Source organism: Azospirillum humicireducens (assembly GCF_001639105.2).
Classification (GTDB): Bacteria; Pseudomonadota; Alphaproteobacteria; order Azospirillales; family Azospirillaceae; genus Azospirillum; species Azospirillum humicireducens.
Map to the genome: position 1 here is coordinate 2302293 of NZ_CP015285.1, position 24131 is coordinate 2326423.

Annotated in this window: 28 protein-coding genes; 7 read left to right on the forward strand and 21 right to left on the reverse strand. The window is 66.8% G+C overall.

Translation table 11 applies throughout. The annotated features are described in order from the left end of the window. Positions 1 to 24: 24 nt before the first annotated feature. Positions 25 to 315: a co-chaperone GroES gene (groES, locus tag A6A40_RS10755; protein WP_042702035.1), complete on the reverse strand. Its 291-nt coding sequence runs from the start codon at positions 313 to 315 to the stop codon at positions 25 to 27. A gap of 358 nt (positions 316 to 673) precedes the next feature. Between groES and A6A40_RS10760 the strand changes: the two genes are divergently transcribed. The 4 genes from A6A40_RS10760 (at position 674) to A6A40_RS10775 (ending at position 3148) form a co-directional block, all read left to right on the forward strand. Beyond that, the gene (locus A6A40_RS10760) at positions 674 to 937 is read left to right on the forward strand and encodes an usg protein (RefSeq protein WP_063635395.1); all 264 of its coding nucleotides are present in this window, start codon (positions 674 to 676) and stop codon (positions 935 to 937) included. A 131-nt stretch (positions 938 to 1068) separates the two neighbouring features. Next, positions 1069 to 1341 (forward strand): hypothetical protein, encoded by a 273-nt coding sequence (locus A6A40_RS10765; protein ID WP_063635396.1) that lies wholly within the window; start codon positions 1069 to 1071, stop codon positions 1339 to 1341. A gap of 136 nt (positions 1342 to 1477) precedes the next feature. Next, positions 1478 to 1972: a lysozyme gene (locus tag A6A40_RS10770; RefSeq protein WP_063635397.1), complete on the forward strand. Its 495-nt coding sequence runs from the start codon at positions 1478 to 1480 to the stop codon at positions 1970 to 1972. Positions 1973 to 2074: 102 nt separating this feature from the next. Beyond that, a complete protein-coding gene (locus tag A6A40_RS10775) occupies positions 2075 to 3148 on the forward strand; it encodes a COX15/CtaA family protein (protein ID WP_063635398.1) in 1074 nt (357 codons plus the stop codon). Positions 3149 to 3246: 98 nt separating this feature from the next. On the opposite strand, the gene A6A40_RS10780 is transcribed toward A6A40_RS10775, so the two are convergent. From A6A40_RS10780 to ccoN, 8 genes are all read right to left on the reverse strand, one after another. Beyond that, on the reverse strand, positions 3247 to 3909 hold the full coding sequence (locus A6A40_RS10780) for a Crp/Fnr family transcriptional regulator (protein WP_236783637.1): 663 nt from the start codon (positions 3907 to 3909) through the stop codon (positions 3247 to 3249). A 182-nt stretch (positions 3910 to 4091) separates the two neighbouring features. After that, positions 4092 to 4292: a cbb3-type cytochrome oxidase assembly protein CcoS gene (gene ccoS / locus A6A40_RS31275; RefSeq protein ID WP_063635400.1), complete on the reverse strand. Its 201-nt coding sequence runs from the start codon at positions 4290 to 4292 to the stop codon at positions 4092 to 4094. Further along, positions 4198 to 6732 (reverse strand): heavy metal translocating P-type ATPase metal-binding domain-containing protein, encoded by a 2535-nt coding sequence (locus A6A40_RS10790; protein WP_063635401.1) that lies wholly within the window; start codon positions 6730 to 6732, stop codon positions 4198 to 4200. Before A6A40_RS10790 ends, ccoS begins: the two co-directional genes overlap by 95 nt. Before the next feature lie 57 nt (positions 6733 to 6789). Next, positions 6790 to 7320 (reverse strand): FixH family protein, encoded by a 531-nt coding sequence (locus A6A40_RS10795; protein WP_063635402.1) that lies wholly within the window; start codon positions 7318 to 7320, stop codon positions 6790 to 6792. Between the two features lie 231 nt (positions 7321 to 7551). Beyond that, positions 7552 to 8442 carry a cytochrome-c oxidase, cbb3-type subunit III gene (gene ccoP / locus A6A40_RS10800; RefSeq protein ID WP_063635403.1) on the reverse strand — a complete coding sequence of 297 codons (891 nt, stop codon included), beginning with the start codon at positions 8440 to 8442 and terminating at the stop codon, positions 7552 to 7554. Between the two features lie 3 nt (positions 8443 to 8445). Continuing rightward, a complete protein-coding gene (locus A6A40_RS10805) occupies positions 8446 to 8607 on the reverse strand; it encodes a cbb3-type cytochrome c oxidase subunit 3 (RefSeq protein WP_014248870.1) in 162 nt (53 codons plus the stop codon). Between the two features lie 15 nt (positions 8608 to 8622). Then, positions 8623 to 9363: a cytochrome-c oxidase, cbb3-type subunit II gene (ccoO, locus tag A6A40_RS10810; RefSeq protein WP_063635404.1), complete on the reverse strand. Its 741-nt coding sequence runs from the start codon at positions 9361 to 9363 to the stop codon at positions 8623 to 8625. Between the two features lie 21 nt (positions 9364 to 9384). After that, positions 9385 to 10881 (reverse strand): cytochrome-c oxidase, cbb3-type subunit I, encoded by a 1497-nt coding sequence (gene ccoN / locus A6A40_RS10815; RefSeq protein ID WP_063635405.1) that lies wholly within the window; start codon positions 10879 to 10881, stop codon positions 9385 to 9387. 309 nt (positions 10882 to 11190) lie between these two features. Between ccoN and A6A40_RS10820 the strand changes: the two genes are divergently transcribed. Together A6A40_RS10820 and A6A40_RS10825 are read left to right on the forward strand one after the other, a co-directional pair. Continuing rightward, a complete protein-coding gene (locus tag A6A40_RS10820; RefSeq protein ID WP_236783638.1) occupies positions 11191 to 11676 on the forward strand; it encodes a hypothetical protein in 486 nt (161 codons plus the stop codon). A gap of 66 nt (positions 11677 to 11742) precedes the next feature. Next, the gene (locus tag A6A40_RS10825) at positions 11743 to 12954 is read left to right on the forward strand and encodes a class I SAM-dependent rRNA methyltransferase (protein ID WP_063635407.1); all 1212 of its coding nucleotides are present in this window, start codon (positions 11743 to 11745) and stop codon (positions 12952 to 12954) included. 43 nt (positions 12955 to 12997) lie between these two features. Here the strand turns inward: A6A40_RS10825 and A6A40_RS10830 are convergent, their stop codons facing one another. Next, positions 12998 to 14329 (reverse strand): class I SAM-dependent RNA methyltransferase, encoded by a 1332-nt coding sequence (locus A6A40_RS10830; protein WP_063635408.1) that lies wholly within the window; start codon positions 14327 to 14329, stop codon positions 12998 to 13000. 36 nt (positions 14330 to 14365) lie between these two features. Next, on the reverse strand, positions 14366 to 14788 hold the full coding sequence (locus A6A40_RS10835; RefSeq protein WP_063635409.1) for an acyl-CoA thioesterase: 423 nt from the start codon (positions 14786 to 14788) through the stop codon (positions 14366 to 14368). A gap of 178 nt (positions 14789 to 14966) precedes the next feature. Here A6A40_RS10835 and A6A40_RS10840 point away from each other — a divergent pair, with 178 nt between their 5' ends. Beyond that, complete coding sequence (locus tag A6A40_RS10840; RefSeq protein ID WP_042442341.1) at positions 14967 to 15212, forward strand: hypothetical protein; 246 nt, start codon at positions 14967 to 14969, stop codon at positions 15210 to 15212. 3 nt (positions 15213 to 15215) lie between these two features. Here A6A40_RS10840 and A6A40_RS10845 read toward each other — a convergent pair whose 3' ends face one another. The 10 genes from A6A40_RS10845 to A6A40_RS10890 form a co-directional block, all read right to left on the reverse strand. Then, the gene (locus tag A6A40_RS10845; protein WP_063635410.1) at positions 15216 to 16031 is read right to left on the reverse strand and encodes an ABC transporter permease; all 816 of its coding nucleotides are present in this window, start codon (positions 16029 to 16031) and stop codon (positions 15216 to 15218) included. Between the two features lie 40 nt (positions 16032 to 16071). Next, on the reverse strand, positions 16072 to 16956 hold the full coding sequence (locus tag A6A40_RS10850) for an ABC transporter permease (protein WP_063635411.1): 885 nt from the start codon (positions 16954 to 16956) through the stop codon (positions 16072 to 16074). A 118-nt stretch (positions 16957 to 17074) separates the two neighbouring features. After that, positions 17075 to 17851, reverse strand: a complete 777-nt coding sequence (locus A6A40_RS10855) for an Hpt domain-containing protein (protein ID WP_063635412.1) — start codon at positions 17849 to 17851, stop codon at positions 17075 to 17077. A 125-nt stretch (positions 17852 to 17976) separates the two neighbouring features. Continuing rightward, the gene (locus A6A40_RS10860) at positions 17977 to 18534 is read right to left on the reverse strand and encodes a hypothetical protein (protein WP_063635413.1); all 558 of its coding nucleotides are present in this window, start codon (positions 18532 to 18534) and stop codon (positions 17977 to 17979) included. A gap of 186 nt (positions 18535 to 18720) precedes the next feature. Further along, positions 18721 to 19935, reverse strand: a complete 1215-nt coding sequence (hemA, locus tag A6A40_RS10865; RefSeq protein ID WP_063635414.1) for a 5-aminolevulinate synthase — start codon at positions 19933 to 19935, stop codon at positions 18721 to 18723. Between the two features lie 435 nt (positions 19936 to 20370). Beyond that, positions 20371 to 21021: a uracil phosphoribosyltransferase gene (upp, locus tag A6A40_RS10870; protein ID WP_063635415.1), complete on the reverse strand. Its 651-nt coding sequence runs from the start codon at positions 21019 to 21021 to the stop codon at positions 20371 to 20373. A 96-nt stretch (positions 21022 to 21117) separates the two neighbouring features. Then, entirely contained in the window at positions 21118 to 22026 is a 909-nt protein-coding gene (locus tag A6A40_RS10875; RefSeq protein WP_063635416.1) for a diguanylate cyclase, read from the reverse strand. Positions 22027 to 22122: 96 nt separating this feature from the next. Beyond that, the gene (locus tag A6A40_RS10880; protein ID WP_063635417.1) at positions 22123 to 22767 is read right to left on the reverse strand and encodes a phosphoribosylanthranilate isomerase; all 645 of its coding nucleotides are present in this window, start codon (positions 22765 to 22767) and stop codon (positions 22123 to 22125) included. Then, positions 22764 to 23489, reverse strand: coding sequence for an orotidine-5'-phosphate decarboxylase (gene pyrF / locus A6A40_RS10885; protein WP_063635418.1), 726 nt, complete (start codon positions 23487 to 23489; stop codon positions 22764 to 22766). Before pyrF ends, A6A40_RS10880 begins: the two co-directional genes overlap by 4 nt. A 72-nt stretch (positions 23490 to 23561) precedes the next feature. Further along, positions 23562 to 24131 (reverse strand): biliverdin-producing heme oxygenase, encoded by a 570-nt coding sequence (locus tag A6A40_RS10890; protein WP_063635419.1) that lies wholly within the window; start codon positions 24129 to 24131, stop codon positions 23562 to 23564.

Below are 24131 nucleotides of genomic sequence, written 5' to 3' on the forward strand. Positions count from 1 at the left end.
TTTCGAAGGATACGGGCGGAGGACTCAGGCCTCGATGACGCCCATGATGTCCGATTCCTTCATGATCAGGTAATCGACGCCTTCGATCTTCACTTCGGTGCCCGACCACTTGCCGAACAGGATGCGGTCGCCGGCCTTGACGTCCAGCGCCACGACCTTGCCCGACTCGTCACGGGCGCCCGGGCCGACGGCGATGATCTCGCCTTCCTGCGGCTTTTCCTTGGCCGTGTCGGGGATGATGATCCCACCCTTGGTCTTGGTGTCGGACTCCAGACGCTTGACGACGACGCGGTCGTGCAGCGGGCGGAACTTCATGGAATGCCTCCTTGGATCAAGGCTTGGTTCTGACTGACGAAAATTGGCGCGGGCGGCGGCTGTTAGCACTCCATCCCGGCGAGTGCCAGACAGCTAATCGAAGCGGTTTGGGGATTCAAGGGGCTCGTTTCGGATTTTGGCGCAGATACCGGCAGCACTCACGCCATTATGCTGCTAACATGTTGATGAAAAACAATTTTTTGTATTGTGCCAGAACCCGTGGCCGGGCAAGATTTCTTAAAAGGGTCACAGAGGGCCCTGACCTTCCCGGTGCCGGCCTGCCGCTGCCGGACCCGCATCAGAGGAACCGGACATCGCCCATCACCGACCGATCAGCCGACCACATGGGAGACCGCGCATGGCCAATCTCATCCTTCAGCTCCGCGATTTCCGCCTGACCACAGCCGAGATCCTCTATCATATGCCGGACCATCCCGGACTTCTGCAGAGCTACCTGTGGCAGGACCTGGATCAGGCGCCGGATTACCCGGTCCTGCGCCGCTTCCTCGATTTCTGGCAGCGCAATCTCGATGGCAAGCTGCATTCGGTCCGGCTGGCGAGCCAGACCCTGATCACCCCCGGCGAATTGCGCCACGCCTCCGCGGATTTCCTCATTCACTGACTCCCTTCCGCATTCCCGCGTCAGCCCCAACATCACGCCTTCCGCGACCCTGTGATTGCCGTCACAGCGCCCCGCCGCCCGGATCACTAAAATTTTAGCGAATTCCGGGGACGGAGATTGCGGAGGGCGCGATGATGGCGGAGCGCAGGGCGAAGTCCCGGATCGAAGGCTGGAGCAATCACGACGCTGCGGGCAGCATGTCCGGCGAGGTGACGGACGAGGCGGCAAGTTGCACCGATGCCGATGCCGCCGTTGGACAACCGGCTTGCAGGCCTGCGGCTTGGCAGGATCGCGAGGGCAGGCTGGTGGAGGCGCTGCTGGAATGCACAACCATCGCCGGACTGTTCGCGCTTCTGTTCGGCCTGTTCGTGCTGTTCGGCGCAGCGCACACTCTGGCGCCCTGATCCTCACATCCTGAACCCCGCGCATTCGCGACAATTTGATTTCTATCCTTCCCGTTACACGGGCATGTCGCCTAGTATCATTCCCACTTAAGGGCGGAGTCATTCCATCCGTCGCGCAAAGCGGGAGTTTCCAGACATGACCACCATGCCGGTTTGCCAAGCCGCGGTCGATCTCGTGAAGCATTTCGAAGGTCTGTATCTCAAAGCCTACCTCTGCCCGGCGGGCGTTCCCACCATCGGATACGGCCACACCGCCGGGGTGAAGATGGGGCAGACCATCACTGCCGATCAGGCCGACAGCTTCCTCTCCTCCGACCTGACCGACGCCGCAGGTCATGTCGATGCATTGGTGAAGGTGCCGGTCAACGACGACCAGCGCGGCGCCTTGTCTTCCTTCGTCTTCAATCTGGGGGCCGGCAGCCTGCAGAGCTCGACCCTGCTGAAGCTGCTGAACGCTGGCGACTATGCCGGAGCCGCAGACCAGTTTGGCCGCTGGGTCTATGCCACGGTGAACGGTAAGAAGACACAGCTGCCGGGCCTCGTCGCCCGACGTGCGGCGGAGTCGGCGCTGTTCCAGGGCCAGACCGTCCAGGCCCAGGGCGGCGTCGGCACGGCCGACGGCACCGCCTGATCGGGCACCGCCCGCCCCACAAGGAGGCAAGAGGCGTTTGACGGAGCGGGATGTTCGCACCACATTGGCGAACATCCCACCGCCGTGCTCCGGAATACCGCCGTGACCGCCTTTGCCTCCGACAGCCTCGCCTCCTCAGCCCGCCCGAACCCCAATCGGCCGATTGCCGTGTGGCTTCTGGTCTGTGCCGCCATGGTGCTGGCCATGGCCGTGATCGGCGCCATCACCCGGCTGACCGAATCGGGCCTGTCGATGGTGGAATGGAAACCGCTGATCGGCATCCTGCCGCCCTTGTCCGAAACGGAATGGAATCGGGTCTTCGACCTTTACAAACAGACACCCGAATTCCGCATCTACAACAGCCACATGGACTTGGCGGGTTTCCAGTCGATCTTCTGGTGGGAGTGGTTCCACCGGCTGTGGGGCCAGCTGATCGGCTTCGTCTTCCTCATCCCCTTCCTGCGCTTCTGGATGCAGGGCCGCATCTCGCCCGAACTGTGGCCGAAGCTGGCCGGTCTGTTCCTGCTGGGCGGGCTTCAGGGCGGCATCGGCTGGTTCATGGTGAAGAGCGGGCTGGTCGACGCGCCGAACGTCAGCCACTATCGCCTTGCCCTGCATCTCGGCACCGCGATCCTGATCTACGCCCTGCTGCTGCGCACCGCTCTGGGGTTGCTCGACCCGCTGCCGCTGGCGGGGTGGCGTCCGGAGGCGGCATCCTTGCGCCGCCATACCGGCTGGGCGCTGGGGCTGGTCGCCGTCACCATCGTCTGGGGCGCCTTCGTCGCCGGCTCGGATGCCGGCCTCGCCTACAACAGTTTCCCGCTGATGGCCGGCCACTGGATTCCGCCGGAGGTGAACACGCTGACCCCCTGGTGGCTCAACCCGTTCGAGAACACCGCGGCGATCCAACTCATCCACCGTGTTCTGGCGATCCTGACCGGACTTGCGGTCCTTGCGTTGGCCGCCCGCGTCCTGAGCGCCCGCCTGCCGGGCCGCGCCAGCCGCGCGGCATTGGCGTCGGCCGCCATGATCCTGCTGCAGATTGCGCTGGGCATCGTCACCCTGCTGACGGTGGTGTGGCTCCCCGTCGCCGCCGCCCATCAGGCCGGCGCGATCCTGGTGGTGTCGATGCTGGTCTGGCTGCAGTTCGAATTGCGGCCGATCGGTCGGGGCTGAGGGCAGCCGTATTCCGGCGACGATCACCGCCACACCGGATAGGACGGCAATTTAGGAAGACGCAATGTGGTTCGGAAACCAAGGCGTGACGGCCTGCGTCACGCCCCTTCGGCCAGATCGTACATCGCATCGATGTCGGCGATCAGGACCTTGTTGCCTTCCTGCAGCGAGATGACGCCCGCGGTCTTCAACTGGGTGAAGGTGCGGCTGACAGTCTCGGTGGTCAGCCCCAGATAATCGGCGATGTCGGCACGGCTCATCGGCACGAAGACGGGGTTTTCCTTGTGGCCGCGGCGGGCGGCCCGCTGGGACAGCATCAGCAGGAAGGAACAGATCTTCTCCTTCGCCGTCTTGCGGCCCAACAAGAGCATCTGATCCTGCGCGGCGGCCAGCTCGTTCGACGCCATGGAGAACAGGCGCCGCTGCATCTTGGGGAACTCCTCCAGCAGCGCGTCGATCTTCTTGCGCGGGAAGCGGCAAAGCGAGGCGCTGGTGACGGTTTCCGCGGTGTAGGCATAGCTGTCGTTGACGGCCAGCCCCAGGAAGTCGCCGGTCACCAGGAATCCGGTGATCTGGCGGCGCCCGTCCGGCAGCAGCTTGTACAGCTTCACCGTACCGGAGGTGACGTTGTAGAGCGCGTCGGCCGCGTCTCCTTCGGCAAACAGGGTATGGCCGGAATCGATGCGCACATTCTGCAGAATGTCGGCAAGACGGCGCAGTTCCTCCGGCTCCAACGCGGCGCATACCGTCAGGCTGCGCACGGGACAAGCCCCGCAGGGATTCATTTCCGTCGCAGCGCTCTTTTCCCGAGCGCGAACATTATCAAAAGGTGGCATGGACGAACCCAGCCTGTCATTCCGCATGGGCTCATATTGGTGGCAATCGCTGAGAATCGCAACCTCGCACGCATACAACCTTTTCTTTGCCCATACAGGCTTTGGCACTATTGCCGCCGGACAGCCTCCGGGGTGGCCGGTTCGGTCCCGGCCCGCGGAGCCGCCGGCAGGTCGTCGTCGAACAGGACGCGGTGCGCCGCGCCGTCGAGATCGTCAAACTGGCCGGACTTCAGCGCCCACAGAAAGGCCGTCAGCCCCAGACCGCCCAGGCTGAGCGCGATCGCGATCAGATAGAGAAGCTCGTCCATCACCCGAATCCTTACCCGGCAGATCCCGCACAGCCATATCCTGGACGGGTACATCCTTGACGACGGCACCGCGGGCCAGCCGCAGCGCGTTGAGAATGACGATCAGCGACGACGACGACATGGCCAGCGCCGCCAGCAGCGGCGTCAGCATTCCGCCCATCGCGAGAGGCACAGCGCAAAGGTTATACACCAGCGCGATGCCGAAATTCTGCCGGACCAGACGGCCGGACCGGCGGGAAACCTCGACAGTCTCGACGATCGGGCGCAACAGACGGCCCTGAAACACCACGTCCGCCGTGGTCTGGCTGACATCCACCGCGGTGGAGGGCGACATCGACACTGCCGCCGCCGCCAGCGCCGGCGCATCGTTCAGCCCATCGCCCACCATCAGAACGGTGCGTCCCTCTGTGGCCAACTCGGCCAGCACGGCGGTCTTGTCGGCAGGCGTCTGCTCGGCCCGCCAGTCGGCGATGCCCAGCCGCTCCGCCACCGCTGCCACCGCCCCCTTGCGGTCGCCCGACAGCAGCCGCACCTCCAGCCCGCGGGCCTTCAGCGCCGCCACCACGGCGGCGGCATCCGGCCGCGGAGCGTCGAGGAACAGGATCCGCCGCGGCTCCTCCTTCGGACGGGCGAGCCACAGCTCCGGACCGGCTGCGTCCTCCGCCTCCAACGGCGCGCCGGTGAATCGGCGGCTACCGAGCCGCACCTCACCGTCAGGGGTCTGCAGCGACAGGCCGGCACCGGCGATCTCGCGGACGCCTGCGGCGACCGGCACCTGCGGCGCTGCGGACGCCAGCGCGCGGGCCAACGGATGACGGCTGGTTGCGGCCATCGCGGCCGCCAGCGCCAGATCCTCCGCCGCCAGCCCGTCCAACTGCGGCACCGGGCGCCCTTCGGTCAGGGTTCCGGTCTTGTCGAACACCACCGTGTCGATGGCGGCGAGCCGTTCCAGCGCCGTCGGGCTCTTCAACAGGGTGCCCTGGCGCATCAGCCGGCCGCTGGCGATCACCTGCACCACCGGCACCGCCAACGCCAGCGCGCAGGGGCAGGTGATGATCAGCACGGCGATGGCGTTCATCAGCGCGTCCTGCCACATCGCCCCGCCCAGCAGCATCCAGGCGGCGAAGGTGCTCAAGGCGGCCAGATGCACCACCGGGGCGTAGAGGCGCGACACCCGGTCGGCGATGGCGACATATTTGGCGCGGCCCTGTTCCGCCACCTCCATCAGCCGGACGATCTCGGCCAGCAGCGTGCCCTCTCCCACCGCGGTGACGGTCAAACGCAGGGGGGCGGTCAGGTTCAGCGTTCCGGCGAAGACCTGGTCGCCCGGCCTTGCGGTGCCCGGCACCGTCTCGCCGGTGATCAGGCCGGTATCGAGGTCGGAGATGCCGTCGGACACCCGCCCGTCGACGGGAATGCGCTCGCCCGCCGCGACCAGGATGGTGGTCCCGGGGACGACCTGTTCCGGCGGAACGACGGCGCTGGCGCCATCCTCGCGCAGGATGGTGACGGCATTGGCGCGCAGGCCCAGCAGCTGTTCCGCGGCCGAGCGTGCCCGGCCGCGCGCCCGCTGGTCGAGATAGCGGCCGACCAGCAGGAAGAACAGCAGCATCACCGCGCCATCGAAATAGGCGTGCTCGCCGCTGTGGATCGTCTCGAACAGGCTCATGCCGGTGGCGAGGAGGACGCCGATGGTGATCGGCACGTCCATGTTGGTCCGGCCATGACGCAGCGCCGACAGGGCCGAGCGCGCAAAGGGTCGCACCGCATAGGCGATGGCCGGCATGCAGATCAGCGCCGAGATCCAATGCATCAGGTCACGGGTGGCGGCGCCCATGCCCTGGCTGTGGCCGGCCCAGACCGACACCGAAAGCAGCATGACGTTGCCCATGGCGAAACCCGCCACGGCCATGGCGCGCAGAAGCTCCTTCTCGCCCTTGGCCTGGGCGCCGCCCAGCCGGTCCGGATCGAAGGGCACGGCGCGATAGCCCAGCTGCGCGACGGTTCCGACCACCGTGTTGGCGTCGGTGGCCTTGGGGTTCCAGCGCACGGTCAGCCGGCGCGTCGTCATGTTCATGCGGGCATGGCCGACACCCGGCTGACGGCTGAGCGCCGATTCGATCAGCCAGACGCAGGCGGCGCACTGCATGCCGTCGACCATCAGGTGCAGGCTGCGGCTGCCGTCGGACTCCTCGCGCGCATGCGGTTCGTAATCCACCGTCGGGGCGTCGTCGGGACGCAGCGGGCGCGCGGTGGGATCGACGCTGCGGCGCTCGTAGTAGCGCTCCAGCCCCAGGCCGCGGACGAGATCGTAGGCGGCGGCGCAGCCGGTGCAGCAGAAGGGGCCGGCCCCGTCGGTGGCGGTCATGGCGGCGTCGGCGCCGGCATCGGCGGCGGCTTGCCCTTCCAGTTCCTGTCCGCAATGCAGGCAGACGCTCATCTCACATCACCCCGATGATCCCGGCCAGCCGGTCCTTGCCGGTTGGCCCTTCAAAGGTCACTGCACCCAGACGCGCTTCTGGTCCTGATAGTCGCCGGTCGAGTGGGTGATGACGAAACGCATATCCCACTGGCCTTCCAGGTCCAGCTCCACCGGAGCGCCGTACCGGCCCTCCCCCAGATAGGGCAGGGTCAGCGTCTTGTCGTGGCCGACGGTGGTCGGACGGATCATCGACACGGTGACGCCGGCATCCTTCAGGACGCGCCCCTCCTTGTCGCGGGCGGTGATGGCGACCAGGGCCTTGCGAGGTTCGGTGCTGGTGAATTCCGCCTGCACCTGCCAGCCGCGTTCGGCCTGGGCGCGGGCGCCGGCGAGATCCTTGTTGTAGTTGATGCCCTTGATGAAGTGGTTCTCGGTCTGCACCCCGGTCCAGCTCGACACGGCGAAATGGACCATGATCGCGTTCACCGACAGAACGATCATGAAGAGGCCGACGAAGATCCAGGGGATGTACCATCCCTTCTGGCGCGGCTGCTTCACACGCTTCGGAGCGGCGGGACGGTTTCCGGTGGTCGTGCTGATGGTCATGGTCGCTGGCTGCCCTTCGACTGGTCGGCGGCTTCTGGTCGGCAAATCCTGCTGGCCGGTCCGGGCACTATGGCGACCGATTGCCGCAGGTACATTGCGCTGGATCAAATGACAGGAAGTTCACGCAACCGCCAGTCCGCAGGCTGTCCCCCATAGGAAAAGGGCGCCGGGGAGCGAACTCCCCGACGCCCTTCCGGTCGGCTCACAACCTGTCCCCGGATCGGGAGCGGCTTACTTGCCGCCGCCCAGGTTGTGGACGTAGACCGCCAGCGACTTGATCGTCGCGTCGTCCAGGCGCTTGGACCAGGCCGGCATCATGCCGGCGCGGCCGTTGGTCACCGTGTCCATCAGCGTGGCCTTGTCGCCGCCATAGAGCCAGTTGGCTTGGCGAAGCGGCGGCGCGCCGATGCCGTCGAGACCGGCAGCAACCGAGCCCTGGCCCGCGTCGCCATGGCAGGCGGCGCAGTTCTCCTCATAGACGGTCTTGCCCTTGGCAGCCTTGCCCGCATCGGCGGACTTGCCGTTCAGCGACAGCACGTAATCCGTGACCTGATCGATCTGGTCGCGGTTAAGGATGCCGTCCTTGCCGAACGCGGTCATGCCGACGTTCGGCACGCCGCGGGTGTCGCCGTCATCCGAACGGATGCCGTGCTGGATGGTCTTGTAGATGTCGGCCGAGGAGCCGCCCCACAGCCACACGTCGTCGGCCAGCGTCGGGAAGCCCTTGGCACCCTGGCCGCCGGCGCCGTGGCAGGCGGCGCAGTTCTCGTTGAAGTAGGAGCGGCCGCCGGCCATGGCGAAGCCCAGCAGATCCTTGTCCTTCTGGATTTCCTCGACCGACTTGGCGGCGATGGCGGTGAGGTACTTGGCCTGACCGGCCTTCGCCTCCGCCATCCTGGTGTCGAGTTCCTCACGCTGCGAGTAGCCGAGGATGCCCTTCGTGTAGGTCTTGCCCAGCGGCCAGGCCGGGTAGAACACGTAGTACACCAACGACCAGGCGATGCAGACGTAGAAGAGGTACAGCCACCACTTGGGCAGCGGGTTGTTCAGTTCGCGCAGTCCATCCCACTCGTGGCCGGTGGTCTCGACGCCGGACAGCTCGTCCTTGTAATTCTGTGCCATGGTCTAAAGCTCCTGACCATCATCCTTGAGCGGGATCTGGGCGGCGTCGTCGAAGGTGCGGCGGTTGCCGGGCCACATGGCGTAAACCAGGATGCCCGTCAGCAGCAGCGTCAACCACACCGTCCAGAAGGACCGAAGCATCACCGTGATCGAATCCAAGTCCATGGATTCCTCCCCCGATTACTGCTGCAGTTGCTTCGGCGACTGGTACTTGGTGAAGTCCACCATGGTGCCCAGCACCTGCAGGTAGGCGACCAGAGCGTCCATTTCCGTGACGGTCTTGTTGCCGGTGAAGTTCGCGACCACGGCCTTCGGATAGCGCTTGGTCAGGCCGGCGGTGTCGCCGTCCGGGTTCTTCTGCGCTTCCAGGTCGGCCTTGGCGTTGGCGATCTGCTCGTCGGTGTAGGGAACGCCGACGATCTTCAGCGCCTTCAGGTGGTCGGCGATGTCGCCGTAGCTCAGCGGACGGTCCTTCATCCAGGCATAGCCCGGCATGATGGATTCCGGCACCACCGCGCGCGGGTTGACCAGATGGGCGACCTGCCAGTCGTTGGAGTATTTGCCGCCGACGCGGGCCAGGTCCGGACCCGTGCGCTTGGAACCCCACTGGAACGGGTGGTCGTACATCGACTCCGCAGCCAGCGAGTAGTGGCCATAACGCTCGACCTCGTCACGGAACGGACGGATCTGCTGGCTGTGGCAGTTGTAGCAGCCTTCACGGTAGTAGATGTTCTGCCCGGCCAGTTCGAGCGGGGAGTAGGGGCGGACCCCCTCCACCTTCTCGATGGTCGATTCGATGGTGAAGAGCGGGACGATCTGGACCAGACCGCCGATCGACACGGTGATCAGCACGAGCACGATCAGAAGAAGCGTGTTCCGCTCGATCAGATCGTGGCTGAATCCCTTTTTTTCCTGAGCCATTTCTCGCATCCTTCCCTAGCGTCAGGCCGCGCCGACCGCCGCCTTGTGCGGGGTGGTGACATAGGGCTTCTCGATGCGGACATCGCCCTTCGCCGTGCGCCACAGGTTGTAGACCATGATGAGAGCACCGGCGACGAACAGGACGCCGCCCATCGCGCGGATCACGTAGAACGGGTGCATCGCCGCGACGGTCTCCACGAAGGAGTACTGCAGGAAGCCCAGGTTGTCGTAGGCGCGCCACATCAGGCCCTGCATGATGCCCGACACCCACATGGCGGTGATGTAGAGCACAATGCCGACGGTGGCGGTCCAGAAGTGGTAGCTGACCAGACGCATGCTGTAGAGCTGCGAGCGCTTCCACAGCACCGGCACGAGATAGTAGATCGCGCCGAAGGAGACGAAGGCGACCCAGCCGAGAGCGCCGGAATGCACATGCCCGACGGTCCAGTCGGTGTAGTGCGACAGGGCGTTGACCGGCTTCACCGACATCAGCGGACCTTCGAAGGTCGACATGCCGTAGAAGGCGACCGAGGTGACCAGGAAACGCAGGACCGGGTCGGTGCGCAGCTTATCCCAGGCGCCCGACAGGGTCATGATGCCGTTGATCATGCCGCCCCAGGACGGCATCCACAGCATGACCGAGAAGGTCATGCCCAGGGTCTGCGCCCAGTCCGGCAGTGAGGTGTAGTGCAGGTGGTGCGGACCGGCCCAGATGTAGAGGAAGATCAGGGTCCAGAAGTGGACGATCGACAGGCGGTAGGAATAGACCGGCCGCTCGGCGCGCTTGGGCACGAAATAGTACATGATGCCCAGGAAGCCTGCGGTCAGGAAGAAGCCGACCGCGTTGTGGCCGTACCACCACTGCACCATCGCGCTCTGCACGCCCGACACGAAGCTGTAGGACTTCATGCCGAACAGCGACACCGGGATGTTGATGTTATTGCCGATGTGCAGGATCGCGACGGTCAGGATGAACGCCATGAAGAACCAGTTCGCCACATAGATGTGCGACTCGCGCCGCGTCATCACGGTGCCGATGAACTGGACCGCATAGAGCACCCAGACGACCGTCAGGTACAGGTCGAGGATCCACTCGGGCTCGGCGTATTCCTTGCCCTGGGTGTAGCCCAGGACATAGCTCAGCGCCGCGAGCACGATGAAGACGTTGTAGTTCCAGAAGATGAACTTCGCCAGCCCTTCGCCCCCGAAGAGATGCTGACGGCAAGTCCGTTGAACCGAATAGAGCGAGGTGGCGAACAGCACATTGCCGCCGAACGCGAAAATCACGGCCGAGGTATGGACGGGGCGCAGGCGCCCGAAGCTCGTCCACTCCAGCCCGAGATTCAGCGCCGGGAAGGCCAGCTGCAGAGCGATGAAGGTGCCGGCCAGGAAACCGACCACGCCCCAGAACACTGCAGCGATCACGAAGAGTCGGATGGCGTCCTCATGGTAACGCACGTCTTCCGACACCCGCTGGCTGCCCAGGGTGGCCCCTGAAGTCAGAGTCGCTGATGTCATACAATCTCTCCCGTTTGCCCCGGGCGGCTGTGAGGCCGCGCCTTCTGGGTTGCACCACCACTGGGTACGTACTGTTAAGGAGCGGGACAGGTTGCACTCGGAAATGCCAAGAGGGACGCCGGGCGCGCCTGTCTCCAATGAACCCCACTATGTGTATGGGGAGGTTGAACAACATTGATCTACGTCAACGACCCTGACGGCCCCGCCCTGCCATCGTTCAGTGTCCTTGCAATCGGCCGGACTGAAATGGACGACGGTTTTATCGCGAAACCCCTTGATCGACGCCAGATCGACCAGGCTTACCCGCTGGTGTGTGCAATCGCGCCGGGCCTGGGGGTCGACCAATGGCGCGCATTTGCCGCAGCGCTGCTGGGTACCGCAACCAAGGGCAGCAGCGCCGAAGCCCCCCGCCTGCCCGCTGAGGCGGGAATCATCACCGTGCAGAACGTGCAGGGCTACATGCACGGCCTGTTTTCCTACAAGGTGGAGCCTCACCTGCGCCACGGCCGGGTGCTGAGCGTCGACAACTTCGTGGTGCTGGACCTGTTCGACCTTGCCGGCATCGCCGAGACTCTGCTGCGGGCGATGGAGGTGCTCGCCCGGCGGCTCGGCTGCGCCGCCATCCACACCACCCTGTCGGACCGCTACATCCCGCTCGACTCCCGGCGCAACCCGATCCCCGACTGCTTCCGCACCGAGGGGCACCGGCAGGAGACGATCCGCTTCTGCAAGGATCTGGCGGTCGTCAACGACAACTCCCCGGTCGCAACGGGCGGACTGCGCGAGGTGGAGTAGAACCCGCCGGCCGGGCGATGCAGGGATCCGTTGCGCGGCGGCAATTTGCCGTTAGGATGCGGCTCCATGAGCGACACCGGCACCAAACCCGTCAAGAAGTACCCGCCGATCCACCTGCAGGCCGGCCGCCAGCGGCGCGTCATGCAGGGGCATCCCTGGGTCTATTCCAACGAAGTCCAGATGGACAGCATCGCCAAGGCGGTCCCGCCCGGCAGCCCGGTGCGGCTTCTGGACCCCGGCGGGACGCCGTTGGGCATCTACACCTTCAATCCGCACACGCTGATCGCCGCCCGGCGGCTGTCGAGCGATCCGGCGGCCGTGGTGGATCACGCCTTCATCACCGACCGCCTTCGCCGCGCGGTGGAACTGCGCGAGCGGCTGTTCTCCCGTCCCTTCTACCGCGTGGTCCATGCCGAGGCCGACGGGCTTCCCGGCCTGATCGTCGACCGTTTCGACGACGTGGTGACGGTGCAGGCAAATTCCGTCTTCATGGACAACCGGATCGACGACATCCTGGCCGCCGTCGACGAGGTGATGGCGCCGCGTGCGGTCATCCTGCGCAACGACGGCAGCCAGCGCGCGCTGGAGGGGCTGACCGAGGAGACCCGGCTGGCGAAGGGCGAGCTCGACGGCCCGATCCGGCTGGAGGAGAATGGCGTGACCTTCTTCGCCAACCCGCTGGACGGCCAGAAGACCGGCTGGTTCTACGACCAGCGCGACAACCGCGCCTTCATCGCCTCGCTCGCCAAGGGCGGGCGCGCCATCGACTTCTACAGCTACAATGGCGGCTTCGGCATCCAGTGCGCGGTGGCCGGCGCCACCCAGGCGATCGCCGTCGACCGCTCCGCCCTGGCGCTGGAGAACGCCACCCGCGCCGCCGAGGCCAACGGCGTCGCCGACCGGTTCGAGGCGCGCCGCGCCGACGCCTTCCAGGAGATGGAACGGCTGGGTGCGGCCGGCGAGACCTTCCAGGTGGTGGTGGCCGACCCGCCGGCCTTCGTGAAGTCGAAGAAGGATCTGGCGGCCGGCAGCCGCGCTTACCGTAAGATGGCGCGGTTGGCCGCGAAGATCACGGCACCGGGCGGCTATCTGCTCTGCGGGTCGTGCAGCCACAATGTCGACCCGCCGACCTTCGCCGAACTGGTCGCCCGCGGCCTGCATGACGCCGGCCGCACCGGCCGCATCCTGCGCAGCGCAGGCGCCGGCCCGGACCACCCGGTCCATCCGCATCTGCCGGAGTCGGCCTATCTCAAGGCCATCGTGCTGCAACTGGATTGAGTGTTCGGGGAGCGTGGGCTTCGGGTGCCCCCTCCCCTCCTCATCACCGCTCGAACAGGCCCACCAGTTCCACATGGGCCGACCACAGGAACTGGTCGACCGGCCAGACCTTCGCCAGACGATAGCCGCCATCCACCAGCACCCGCGCGTCGCGGGCGAAGCTCGACGGATTGCAGGACACCCCCACCACGCGCGGAACTCTGCTTCCGGCCAGCGCCGCCGCCTGGGCCGCCGCACCGGCGCGCGGCGGATCGAACACCACGGCATCGTAACGATTGAGGTCCTTGGCGCTCAACGGGCTCTCGAACAGGTCGCGCCGCTCCGCCGTCAGCCGCAGCCCCTGCACCGAACGGCCAAGCGCCGCCACCGCCGGCTCGTCACCCTCCACCGCATGAACCGCGGCTTGTTGTGCAAGCGGAATGGAAAAGGTGCCGATGCCGGCGAACAGGTCGGCGACGCGGCCCGCCTGCCCCACCCCCTCGCGCACCGCGGCGACCAGAGCCGCCTCGCCCTCCGCACTGGCCTGCAGGAAGGCGCCGGGCGGCGGCTGGATCGGAACGCCTGCGAAACGGATGAAGGCCGGACGGCGGTTCGCCACCGGCTCCGCTGCCGCGCGGTCGGTCGGCTGCCAGGCGATGCGGGCGATGCGCTCCGGCTCGAAGGCGACCAGAGCCTCACGGGCGGCGCGGTCGAGGCTGCGCGGGCCGACCAGCAGCAGATCGGCCCCACCCTCCAGATCCGTCAGCACCACGTCGGCATCGCCGCCGTCCGGCAGGATCTCCGCCAGCACAGCACGCAGCGGCTCCACCAGGGCGAACAGGCGGGGTGCGAGAACCGGGCATTCCTCCAGATCGACCAGCCGGTGGCTCTGCCGCTCGTTGAAGCCGAACCAGACGCGCTTGCCGCGCTTCAGCGCCGCAAAGCGGGCGCGGCGGCGGGCGCCGGCCGGCGTACGCGCCAGCGGCTCCAGCGGCACCTCGCCCAGCCCGACCCTCTCCAGCGCCCCGCGCACCATCCCGACGGTCCAGGCTGCGTACGTCGCATCGTCCATCTGCTGAAGCGTACAGCCGCCGCAGCGGCCGAAATGGCGGCAGGGCGGGGTCTGTCGTCCGGGACCGGGCTCAAGGACTTCAAGGGGTTCTCCCCGTACGCCTTCCCCCTTGCCATCGCTGTCGGCAATGCGTACGCGCACGCGGTCGCCAGCCACCGTATAGGGCACGAACAGACGAAGGCCGTCGGCGAAGGCCACCCCGTCACCGCGGGCGCCGACATCGGTGATGACCACTTCCAGGTCCCGCGTTTCGGCAGGTGCAAGCGAGGTCTTGCGGGCGGGCTGGCGTCCCTTGGCGAAGGGACGCTTGGCGGGTCGCGTCATGGCGGATTCCGGTGGTGCGGGGCTACTACGCCCCCTTTACGCCTCCAGCAGCTTGGCGCGCAACGGTTCCGGAATGGGGGTCGGGCGATGGGCGGCCTTGTCGACGATCACCGCCACCGTCTCCTGGGTGGCGATGCAGCGCTCGCCCAGGAAGATGCCGCAGCCGAGCGTGATCGAGCTGGTGCCCAGCCGCAGGGTCCGCGCGCCAATCCGAACGGTGTTGGGATACAGAAGCTCCGCCTTGTATTCGATCAGGCTGCGGGCCAGAACGACGGTCCAGGGATCGTCCTCGCGGAAGCCGCCGGCCCCGTGCAGCAAGGCGATGCGCGCCTGTTCGAAATAGACGCCGATGGCGTTGTTGTTGACATGGCCCAGCGCATCGAGGTCGTTGAAGCGCACGCGCTCCTCCCACCAGAAGCGATAGCTGTCGGGGCTGGTCAGGTCGGGCGTGCCGGTCATGCTGTTCCCTTGCCGTATAGGTCAATCCGTTTCCGGACTGTGGCGTATGGTTGGGGGTGGCGCAAGCCCGGCCGCCCGTTTACGGCCGGTATTTGCGGCGGCCCCCGCGAATTCCCGCGCCAACCGCCGATTGGGCGTGTTATTGGAGTCGGACCAACCCTCCGCAACGGACCGGACGATGAGCAAGGACACCACCAACCAGACGGCCGAGGCGCTGTTCGAAAAGGCGCTGTCGATCGCCGAAAAGCATCTGGATGAGGCGATCAAGGAAGGTGGCCCGCTCGGCCCCTACATCGCCGTCGCCATGATCGAGGCCGCGGTGAACGCCGCCGTGGACGAGACCAGCCACGAAGATGTGATCGACATGCTGCGCGACCTCGCCGCCCAGATCGAGGCGGACGCCGACGAGGCGGACGAGGACTGAGTCTCAGGCTTCCGCGGGACCTGCCTGCCGGCGCGCCTCGCGCCGGCGCAGGATCTCGTAGGCGACGGCCCCCAGGATAGTCAGCGCGATCAGCACCAGCGACAGCGCGTTGACCGCCGGGGTCAGGCCGGTGCGCACCTTTGTCGCGATATAGACGGTCAGGGTGGTGTCCAGCCCGCGCACGAACAGCGTGGTGTTGTAGTTCTCGAAGCTCTGCAGGAAGGCCAGCAGGGACGCCGACAGGATCGCCGGCATCAGGTAGGGCAGCGTGATGCGCCGGAACACCTGCCCATGCGTGGCGCCGAGGTCGAGCGCAGCCTCCTCCAGCACCGGATCGAACCGCTCCAGCCTTGCCGAGAACAGCAGCATGGCATAGGCGGCGATGAAGCTGGACTGCGCCACCACGGTCAGGAACAGCCCGCCGCTGATCCCGAACCACTCCCGCCAGAACACCAGGGTGGAGATGCCGACGATCACCCCCGGCGTCAGCAGCGGCGACACCATCAGGGCGTAGAGGAAGGTCTTGGCCCGGCTGTGCAGCCGGTCGAGCAGCAGGGCCGCCGCCAGCCCCAGCGGCACCGCCAGCACGATCACCCCCGCCCCCACCAGCAGGCTGGTGCCCAGCGCTGCCCACATGCGCTGATCCTCCCACAATGCCTGGAACCAGCTCAGCGTGAAGCCCATCCAGGGCGTCACGGTGGGAAAGCGGCTGCTGTTGAAGGTCGCCGCCGCCATGATGCCCAGCGGCAGGAACAGATAGCCGAAGAACAGCACCAGATAGGCGCCGGTCAGCAGGCGGCGGAGGCGGGCGGCGGTCATGTCGGCGATCCCATGGGCGGCAGGCTCACTTGGCGATGGCTCACTTGGCGATATCGGCCAGCCCGACGCGGAACAGCCGCATCGCGCCGAGGATGAAACCGATGCACAGCACCAGCAGGATGAAGGCGTAGGCCGCCCCCTGGTTCCAGTTCCCGCCTTCGAAGAACCAGTTATAGATGATCTCGGTGAACCAGCGGCTGTTCGGCCCGCCCAGCAGGGCCGGCACGGCATAGCTGCCGGCCGCCAGCATGAAGGTCATGATGCAGCCGACGGCGATGCCCGGCTTGGCATGGGGCAGGACGATGCGGCGGTGGATGCGCAGCCAGCCGGCACCAAGATCCCGCGCCGCCTCGATCTGGTTGCGGTCCAGCGATTCGATGGCGTTGTACAGCGGGAAGACCATGAACAGGATGTAGACATACACCATGCCGACGATCACCCCGCCGTCGCCGCCCAGGAAGCGCCGCGGCTCGTCGATGATGCCCAGCCCCAGCAGGATCGCGTTCAGCGGCCCGTTGAAGGCCAGGATGATGTACCAGGAGAAGGTGCGCAGCAGCTCATTGATCCAGAAGGGCACGACCAGCATCAGGATCAGCAGCGGCAGCCGCCGCTTCGGCGCCACCTGCGCCAGATAGAAGGCGACCGGATAACAGACGGCCAGCGTGGTGGCGGTGACCAGCGCGCTGGCCCAGATCGTCTTCAGGAAGATCGTCAGATGGATCTGGTTGGTCCACAGGGTCAGATAGTTTTTGACCGTGAACACATCTTCCGGCCCGCCGAGCTTCGACGGCGGCAGCGACGGCCGGAAGGAGAAGCCGATCATCATCAACTGCGGCAGCACGACCAACAGCGCCAGCCATAGCGCCACCGCCAGCAGGATCACCCCGGTCAGAACCGGACCGTACCGGCGAAGAACTTCCGTCATTCGGGCGCTGCTCCAGCCTGTTGGACCGGTCCGACGCCTAACATGGGGATTCCCGCCGGCGCAAGCGCGGCTATATGACGATGACGTTCAGATGAGGAGCGGCCGATCGGCTGCCCGATCAGCCGAGATTGTGCTTGGACACCACCGCGGCGAAGTCGTCGCCGAAATGCTCGCCGACACGGATGACGGAGACGCCGTGCGGGATCTCCTTCAGCGACGGGTGATCGAGGTTCAGCGAGGTCAACAGCGCCATCGGCACATGATGGGTCACGCTCATGGCGCGCAGGCCGCGGATCAGGTCGAGGCCGGACAGCCCGTCCATCACCATCGACGCGATGACCATGTCCGGCGGCACGCGGACGGCAAGGCTGATCGACTCGATGGGGTCGGTCACCGTCATGGTGCGGAACCCGCAGGCCGCCAGTTCCGACCCCAGCTTCTTGGCGACGACCTTCGACGGGGTGACGAGCATGATCTCGACGTTGTGGACCTCGACGTCGGTGACCTGGAACTCGTAGCGCACCGGCAGGGCGCGGATGATCTGGTTGGTCTCGGCCAGCAGCGGCTGCTCGGCGCGGTCGACCAGTTGGGCGATGCGGTCGATGAAGATCTGGATGTCGACCAGCTGCTTCTCATCCAGCCGCTTCAGGCCGCTGAGATAATCCTCCAGACGATGGGCGATCAGGCTGACGGTGGGATAGCCGAAGCTGGTGCCCATGCCCCTGAAATTGTTGGCCGCCAGCCGCAGCACGCCAATCGTCTCGACATCGCTGCGCTGGCCCTTCACACGATCCGCCAGCGTCGCGTTCATCATCTCCAGCCGATCGCGCGCGTCGTCGACGAACTCCATGCGCAGGCGGTCTTCGAGGTCGTCGGTCGACAGGTACGAGGCCATGGAGCAGTTTCCAGCTGGGAAGAGGGGTAACCCGAAGGTACACCAAATCCACGCGCCGAAACAGACGCGGCGCGCCCCTATATGCAGGAGCGCGCCGCCGTTAACGAATTCCTGCTACGACACGCTCAGAGCCGCGCCAGCAGCCCCTGGAACCAGGCCAGCCGGTCTTCGGCCTGGGCGATATCCAGATCCAGCCAGGAGGCGAAGTGGCTGTCGCTGCCGACGTCGCTGCCGACATCGGCCCGCTTCAGATCGCCCAGCCGGGCGAGTTCGGTTTCGCAGAGCGCCACGAGATTGTCGATCTGGTCGCGCTGCGACTCAGGCTCCAGCAGATGCAGGAAACGCAGCTTCAGCGCGATGACCAGCTTGTTCAGCCCGTCGGCCGACGGCGCGCGGACATTGGCGCGCATCAGCGTGTCGAACTCCGTCCGACCGGCCGGAGTCGGACCGAGCAGGGCGTTGTCCTCCATGCCGCTGCCGTCCAGCGCCTCGATCAGCCCCTCGTAGCGCAGCATCTCCAGCGAGGTGCCCATCAGGTCCAGCGACGGCCCCATGATGCGGTCGAGGAAATGACGCACGGAACCGGCCAGATCGGCATAGCGCAGCGGACCGCCCTGGATCAGGGTGCCCAGGACGACGAGGCGCACGGCCTCCTTCGGCATCAGCGAGTTGTCACGGTACATGGCGAACCCCCTGGGCGATGCCCCGGAAAGACGAAGGGACGGAATAGGCGGCACGGCAGCGGCCGGCCCGCAGCGAAGAAACTGCGAACCGGTCGCAACACTATCCCCAAGTTAGGGATGACCGACCCATATGTCCAGAGGGCAAAACGTCCTTACCGCCGAAGGGGTTTTTCAGGGACCTTCGATTCAGGCCGCGAGACGCAGATCCAGCCTGCTCCACACGTCCAGCAGCGCATCCACCAGCATGCCCATCTGCGCATCGGTGTGCAGCGGGGTCGGGGTGAAGCGCAGCCGCTCCGTCCCGCGCGGGACGGTGGGATAATTGATCGGCTGGACGTAGATGCCGTGCCGCTCCAGCAGCTCGTCCGAAGCGCGCTTGCAGCGATGGGCATCGCCGACCATCAACGGAACGATGTGGCTGACCGACGGCATCACCGGCAGGCCGGCGTCGGTGAACAGCCGCTTGAGCGTCGCGGCGCGCTCCTGGTGCATCGTCCGTTCGGTCTGGCTGTTCTTCAGGTGGCGGATGGAGGCCAGGGCACCGGCCGCCAGCACCGGGGACAGCGAGGTGGAGAAGATGAAGCCGGCGGCGAAGCTGCGGATGCAGTCGATCAGCGCACTGGAACCGGTGATGTAGCCGCCCTGCACGCCGAAGGCCTTGCCCAGCGTGCCTTCGATGATGGTCAGCCGGTCCATGGCTCCATCGCGCTCGGCCACGCCGGCACCGCGGGCGCCGTACATGCCGACGGCGTGCACCTCGTCCAGGTAGGTCATGGCGCCGTGCTTGTCGGCGACGTCGCACAGGTCATGGATGGGGGCGATGTCGCCGTCCATCGAATAGACGCTTTCGAACGCCACCACTTTGGGACGGCCGGGGGCGATGCCCGACAGCAGCTCGTCCAGGTGCTTGGGGTCGTTGTGGCGGAAGATGTGCTTTTCGGCACCGGAATTGCGGATGCCGGTGATCATCGAGTTGTGGTTCAGCGCGTCCGACAGGATCACGCAATTGGGCAGGATCTTGCCCAGCGTGGTCAGCGTCGCGTCATTCGACACATAGCCCGAGGTGAAGAGCAGCGCCGCGTCCTTATGGTGCAGGTCGGCCAGTTCGCGTTCCAGCAGCACATGGTAGATGTTGTTTCCGGAGATGTTGCGCGTGCCGCCGGCACCGGCGCCGACCTGGTCCAGCGCATCATGCATCGCCTTCAGCACGCTGGGGTGCTGGCCCATGCCGAGATAATCGTTGGAGCACCAGACCGTGACCGGACGCTCGCGCCCGTTGGAATCGCGGAAGGTCGCCGTCGGGAAGTTGCCCGCATGGCGTGCCAGATTGGCGAACACGCGGTAGCGGCCGTCCTGCTTCAGCGCCGCAATCTGGTTGCGGAAGAAAGTTTCGTAATCCATCGCGCGTTCCCGTTCGCGTTCATCCACTAAGGATCGGCTGCATCGCCCTGTAACATTCGGCTTAGGCCATTGGGGCGTTGCATCGAGAGGATCGCATGATCCTTACCGGCACGCTACCCGGCATTGATCGAAATCAAGCCGCTCCCGAATGGGACCTGTGCAAAAACGGCTGGATCCCATTTTGCGGCGATGCCTGTCGCGCCTCGCATCGACCATCTCGGCCATCATCCTTCCGGATGCCATGACTTGGCGACAATCCCATGAATATGGCAAAGAACTCCGGAATAACCCTGCGATTTCTCCGTGAATACGGTTCATGCCGGTCCGGCTCCACCGCCGGCAGGGAGGGAAAGCGGTTGCGGCCCGCCGGGGATGACGCCAAACGGGGCGGACGCCGGCCGTGCGGCGCCCGCCCTGCAGTCGATGGACCGGGTGCTACTTGGTGCCGAACATGCGGTCGCCGGCATCGCCAAGACCGGGGACGATATAGGCGTTCTCATCCAGATGGCTGTCGAGAGCGGCGGTGAAGACCTTCACGTCCGGGTGCGATTCGTGGAAGCGGCGTACGCCTTCGGGCGCGGCGACCAGCGCCATGAAGCGGATGTTGTGATCGTCCACGCCATGGCGGTTCAGCACGTCGCAGGCATGGGCGGCGGAGTTGCCGGTCGCCAGCATCGGATCGACGACGATGAACAGCCGCCCCTCGGCCGGCGGCAGCTTCACCAGATATTCGTGCGGCTGCTTGGTGTCATGGTCGCGATAGAGGCCGATATGACCCTCGCGCGCCGATGGCACCAGTTCCAGCAGGCCGGCCGACATGCCGAGCCCGGCGCGCAGGACCGGAACGACGGCCAGCTTCTTGCCCAGGATCACCGGCGCGTCCATCGGCTGCAGCGGCGTCTCGATCCGCTCGGTGGTCAGCGGGATATCGCGCGTCAGCTCATAGCCCATCAGCAGCGAGATCTCGCGCAGCAGGGTGCGGAACCCGCCGGTCGACCGCTCCTTGTTCCGCATGTGGGTCAGCTTGTGCTGGATCAGCGGATGGTCGAGGATGAACAGGTTGGGGAACTCGGGCTGGGTGCGCATGGAATCCGGATCGCGGCTGACAATAGGGTTGGCCCGATCCTACCGCGCCAAGGGTGCCGGGGCCAAGGGGGCTGACCGGCCCGGCTCGCAGGCCAGCTACCCCCGCCCCGCCTTCGCCGGAACGGCCTTCTGCTCCGGCCGGTCGATGCCGTAGCGGATCACGCGGTTGCGGCCGGAATTCTTGGCCTGGTAGAGCGCGCGGTCGGCGCAGACCACCAGATCGTCGACGGTCAGATCGGAGACCGCCTCCACCAGCCCGAAGGATGCGGTGACGGGGACCAGCCGGCCGTCGGGCAGCATCACCGGCGAGCGCATCAAATCGACGCGCAGCCGCTCGATCACCGCATACCCCTCGTCCAGACCGGTCTCCTTCAGGCAGACCAGGAACTCCTCGCCCCCCATGCGGAAGGCCTCGTCGAAGCTGCGGACGCCGCGGCTGATGACGGCGGCGGTGGCAGCCAGCACCCGGTCGCCGATGTCGTGGCCGTAGCTGTCGTTGATGCCCTTGAACTTGTCGATGTCGCACAGCGCGACGCAGAAGGGCTGGCCGGTGCGGCTGTAGCGGTTGTGCTCGCGCTCCAGCGCTTCGTTCATGCCGCGGCGGGTGCGCAGGCCGGTCAGCGGGTCCAGGCCGGAGGCGGCGGCGGCGAAGGCGCGCTCCATCCGGCGCAGATGCAGCATGAACTCCTCGAAGCGGCCGATCACCCCCTCATATTCGGCCTCGGTCGGCGGCTCGCCGCCGGACGCCTTCAGCAGGATCAGCCGGGCCTGCCGGTGCATCTGCTCGTGCAGGTTGGCCAGCTTCTGCACCGCAGGCTGCTGCAGCAGGTCGTCGCGGCGCGCCGCCTGACACCATGCCTCGAAGGAGGCCGGGGCCGACGACCGCTCCCCGCCGCGGCCCTCGCGATAGAAAACGGCGCGCTGCCACTGGCCGATCCAGCGCAGATGCTCGTCGAGCACGGCGCCGAGCGCCTCGGTTGTGGATGGAGTGGTCGAATCGCTCATGGGCGCATCCTACCCGACGGCGCGGAGTCCCGCCATGCGATCAAGATAAGCCGAAGCATTCGTCTAAAACAGGCCGCTATCGGGCAAAAATCGACCCTAGAGCCCGGCGACCGCCGACAGGAAGGCGCGGACCAGCGCCGGGTCCTTGTGGCCGGGGCGGTCCTCGACGCCGGACGACACGTCGACCTCGGTGGCGCCGGTGACGCGCACCGCCTCCGCGACATTCTCCGCCGTCAGCCCGCCCGACAGCATCCAGGGGCGCGGCCAGCTGCGCCCGGCCAGGATCGTCCAGTCGAAGGCGATGCCGTTGCCGCCGGGCAGCGCCGACACCCTGGCCGGCGGCTTGGCGTCGAACAGCAGCCGGTCGGCGACCTCCGCCGCCTCCATCGCCACGGTCAGGTCTTCCGGCCCGCCGATCCTGACGGCCTTCATCACCGGCAGGGCATAGCGCGCCTTGATCTCGGCGATGCGGCGCGGCGTCTCGGCGCCATGCAGCTGGATCAGGTCGAGCGGGACCTGCCCGGTCACATGCTCCAGGAACTCGTCGTCGGGATCGACGAACAGCCCGACGGACCGCACGCCGGTCGGCAGCAGCCGCGCCAGTTCCGCCGCCATCGGCGGGGCGATGGCGCGCGGGCTGCGCGGGTAGAAGACGAAGCCGACATAGCGTGCGCCGCCGGCGACGGCGGCGCGCAGGCTTTCGGGCTCGCTCAGTCCGCAGATCTTGGCGGCGACGGTCATGCGGTCCCTCCGGAACTGGCCTCGATCTCGGCGACGATGCGGCGGGCGGCGGCGGCCGGGTCGGGTTCGGCGGTGATCGGACGGCCGATGACCAGATGGTCGGCGCCGGCGGCCAGAGCCTCCGCCGGGGTCATGAAACGCTTCTGGTCGTTGGTGGCGGCCCAGGCCGGGCGGATGCCGGGCACCATCAGGATGAAGTCGGGACCGCAGGCCGCGCGCACCAGCGCAACCTCGGCAGGGGAGCAGACAACGCCGTCCACCCCAGACGCCTTGGCGAGCGTCGCCAGCCGCACCACCTGGTCGGCCACCGGCACCGACTGGCCGACGGAGCCGAGATCGTCCTCGTCCAGGCTGGTCAGCACGGTCACGGCCAGGATCTTCGGCCGGTCGGCGCCGGCCGTGGCCGCCGTCTCCGCCGCCGCCCGCATCATCGCCGGACCGCCGGAGCTGTGGATGGTCATGAAGGCCGGCTTCAGCGGCAGCGCAGCGCGCACGCCTCCGGCCACGGTGTTGGGGATGTCGTGCAACTTGAGGTCGAGGAACAGCGGCGGCCCGTCCTCGCCCACCACGGCGCGGACACCGGCCGGCCCCTGGGCGATGAAGAACTCCAGCCCCAGCTTGATGCCGCCGACAGCCCCGGCCACCTGCCCGGCGATGCGGCGGGCGGCGTCGATCTCGGTGGTGTCGACGGAGCAATAGATGCGCGAGGCGGGCGCGGTCATGGGAAAGCGGTCTCCAGAACCCGGATGAGGATGGTGCGGCACCCTAGCAAGGGATGGGCCTGTACGCCAGTTTCAACCCCTCCGCTCCTTCCTCCACTGCTCCGCCGTCCACATCTCCAGCGCCGCGAACAGCCCGGCGGCGGCGGCGCAGGCGGCGGCCAGCGCCGCAGGGTCGGCAAGCTCCTCCTCCAGCCGCAGCATCAGAGCCTTCCAGGCGCCCGCCATGTCCAGCCCGTCCGAGGCCAGGAAGCGGGCACCGCGCCGGGCGTCATATCCCAGCGCACGGGTGATCCCCGGCAGCATCGCCCGCCCGCCATGGGCGGAGCCGTCCAGGACGTAGCGCGCCGCCAGCCGGGCCGGCGCACTGTCCAGCGGCGGCAGTCCGGCCATCTCCGGCAACGCGTCCGGATCGATGCCGAGCACCTGCAGATCCTCGCGCAGCAGCGCCAGCCGCGCCGCGCCCGACGCCTCTCCCAGCGCCCGCTCCACCGGCGCGTTGAAGCCATAGAGCACGCCCAGCGCGCGGGCATACTGGCCGGCCGTGATGTCCGGCCGGACCAGCGGCTGCAGCACCGCCGCCTTGTCCAGCCGCTCGTGGCTTTCCCGCGTCGCGGCGCGCAGCGCCTGCCTTGCCGGTCCCAT

Excerpts from the sequence above, each read along its gene's own strand:
- groES (WP_042702035.1), bottom strand. The coding sequence starts at position 315 with ATGAAGTTCCGCCCGCTGCACGACCGCGTCGTCGTCAAGCGTCTGGAG.
- A6A40_RS10760 (WP_063635395.1), top strand. The coding sequence starts at position 674 with ATGGCCAATCTCATCCTTCAGCTCCGCGATTTCCGCCTGACCACAGCC.
- A6A40_RS10765 (WP_063635396.1), top strand. The coding sequence starts at position 1,069 with ATGATGGCGGAGCGCAGGGCGAAGTCCCGGATCGAAGGCTGGAGCAAT.
- A6A40_RS10770 (WP_063635397.1), top strand. The coding sequence starts at position 1,478 with ATGACCACCATGCCGGTTTGCCAAGCCGCGGTCGATCTCGTGAAGCAT.
- ccoS (WP_063635400.1), bottom strand. The coding sequence starts at position 4,292 with ATGGACGAGCTTCTCTATCTGATCGCGATCGCGCTCAGCCTGGGCGGT.
- A6A40_RS10790 (WP_063635401.1), bottom strand. The coding sequence starts at position 6,732 with ATGAGCGTCTGCCTGCATTGCGGACAGGAACTGGAAGGGCAAGCCGCC.
- A6A40_RS10795 (WP_063635402.1), bottom strand. The coding sequence starts at position 7,320 with ATGACCATCAGCACGACCACCGGAAACCGTCCCGCCGCTCCGAAGCGT.
- ccoP (WP_063635403.1), bottom strand. The coding sequence starts at position 8,442 with ATGGCACAGAATTACAAGGACGAGCTGTCCGGCGTCGAGACCACCGGC.
- A6A40_RS10805 (WP_014248870.1), bottom strand. The coding sequence starts at position 8,607 with ATGGACTTGGATTCGATCACGGTGATGCTTCGGTCCTTCTGGACGGTG.
- ccoO (WP_063635404.1), bottom strand. The coding sequence starts at position 9,363 with ATGGCTCAGGAAAAAAAGGGATTCAGCCACGATCTGATCGAGCGGAAC.
- ccoN (WP_063635405.1), bottom strand. The coding sequence starts at position 10,881 with ATGACATCAGCGACTCTGACTTCAGGGGCCACCCTGGGCAGCCAGCGG.
- A6A40_RS10825 (WP_063635407.1), top strand. The coding sequence starts at position 11,743 with ATGAGCGACACCGGCACCAAACCCGTCAAGAAGTACCCGCCGATCCAC.
- A6A40_RS10830 (WP_063635408.1), bottom strand. The coding sequence starts at position 14,329 with ATGACGCGACCCGCCAAGCGTCCCTTCGCCAAGGGACGCCAGCCCGCC.
- A6A40_RS10835 (WP_063635409.1), bottom strand. The coding sequence starts at position 14,788 with ATGACCGGCACGCCCGACCTGACCAGCCCCGACAGCTATCGCTTCTGG.
- A6A40_RS10840 (WP_042442341.1), top strand. The coding sequence starts at position 14,967 with ATGAGCAAGGACACCACCAACCAGACGGCCGAGGCGCTGTTCGAAAAG.
- A6A40_RS10845 (WP_063635410.1), bottom strand. The coding sequence starts at position 16,031 with ATGACCGCCGCCCGCCTCCGCCGCCTGCTGACCGGCGCCTATCTGGTG.
- A6A40_RS10850 (WP_063635411.1), bottom strand. The coding sequence starts at position 16,956 with ATGACGGAAGTTCTTCGCCGGTACGGTCCGGTTCTGACCGGGGTGATC.
- A6A40_RS10855 (WP_063635412.1), bottom strand. The coding sequence starts at position 17,851 with ATGGCCTCGTACCTGTCGACCGACGACCTCGAAGACCGCCTGCGCATG.
- A6A40_RS10860 (WP_063635413.1), bottom strand. The coding sequence starts at position 18,534 with ATGTACCGTGACAACTCGCTGATGCCGAAGGAGGCCGTGCGCCTCGTC.
- hemA (WP_063635414.1), bottom strand. The coding sequence starts at position 19,935 with ATGGATTACGAAACTTTCTTCCGCAACCAGATTGCGGCGCTGAAGCAG.
- upp (WP_063635415.1), bottom strand. The coding sequence starts at position 21,021 with ATGCGCACCCAGCCCGAGTTCCCCAACCTGTTCATCCTCGACCATCCG.
- A6A40_RS10875 (WP_063635416.1), bottom strand. The coding sequence starts at position 22,026 with ATGAGCGATTCGACCACTCCATCCACAACCGAGGCGCTCGGCGCCGTG.
- A6A40_RS10880 (WP_063635417.1), bottom strand. The coding sequence starts at position 22,767 with ATGACCGTCGCCGCCAAGATCTGCGGACTGAGCGAGCCCGAAAGCCTG.
- pyrF (WP_063635418.1), bottom strand. The coding sequence starts at position 23,489 with ATGACCGCGCCCGCCTCGCGCATCTATTGCTCCGTCGACACCACCGAG.
- A6A40_RS10890 (WP_063635419.1), bottom strand. The coding sequence starts at position 24,131 with ATGGGACCGGCAAGGCAGGCGCTGCGCGCCGCGACGCGGGAAAGCCAC.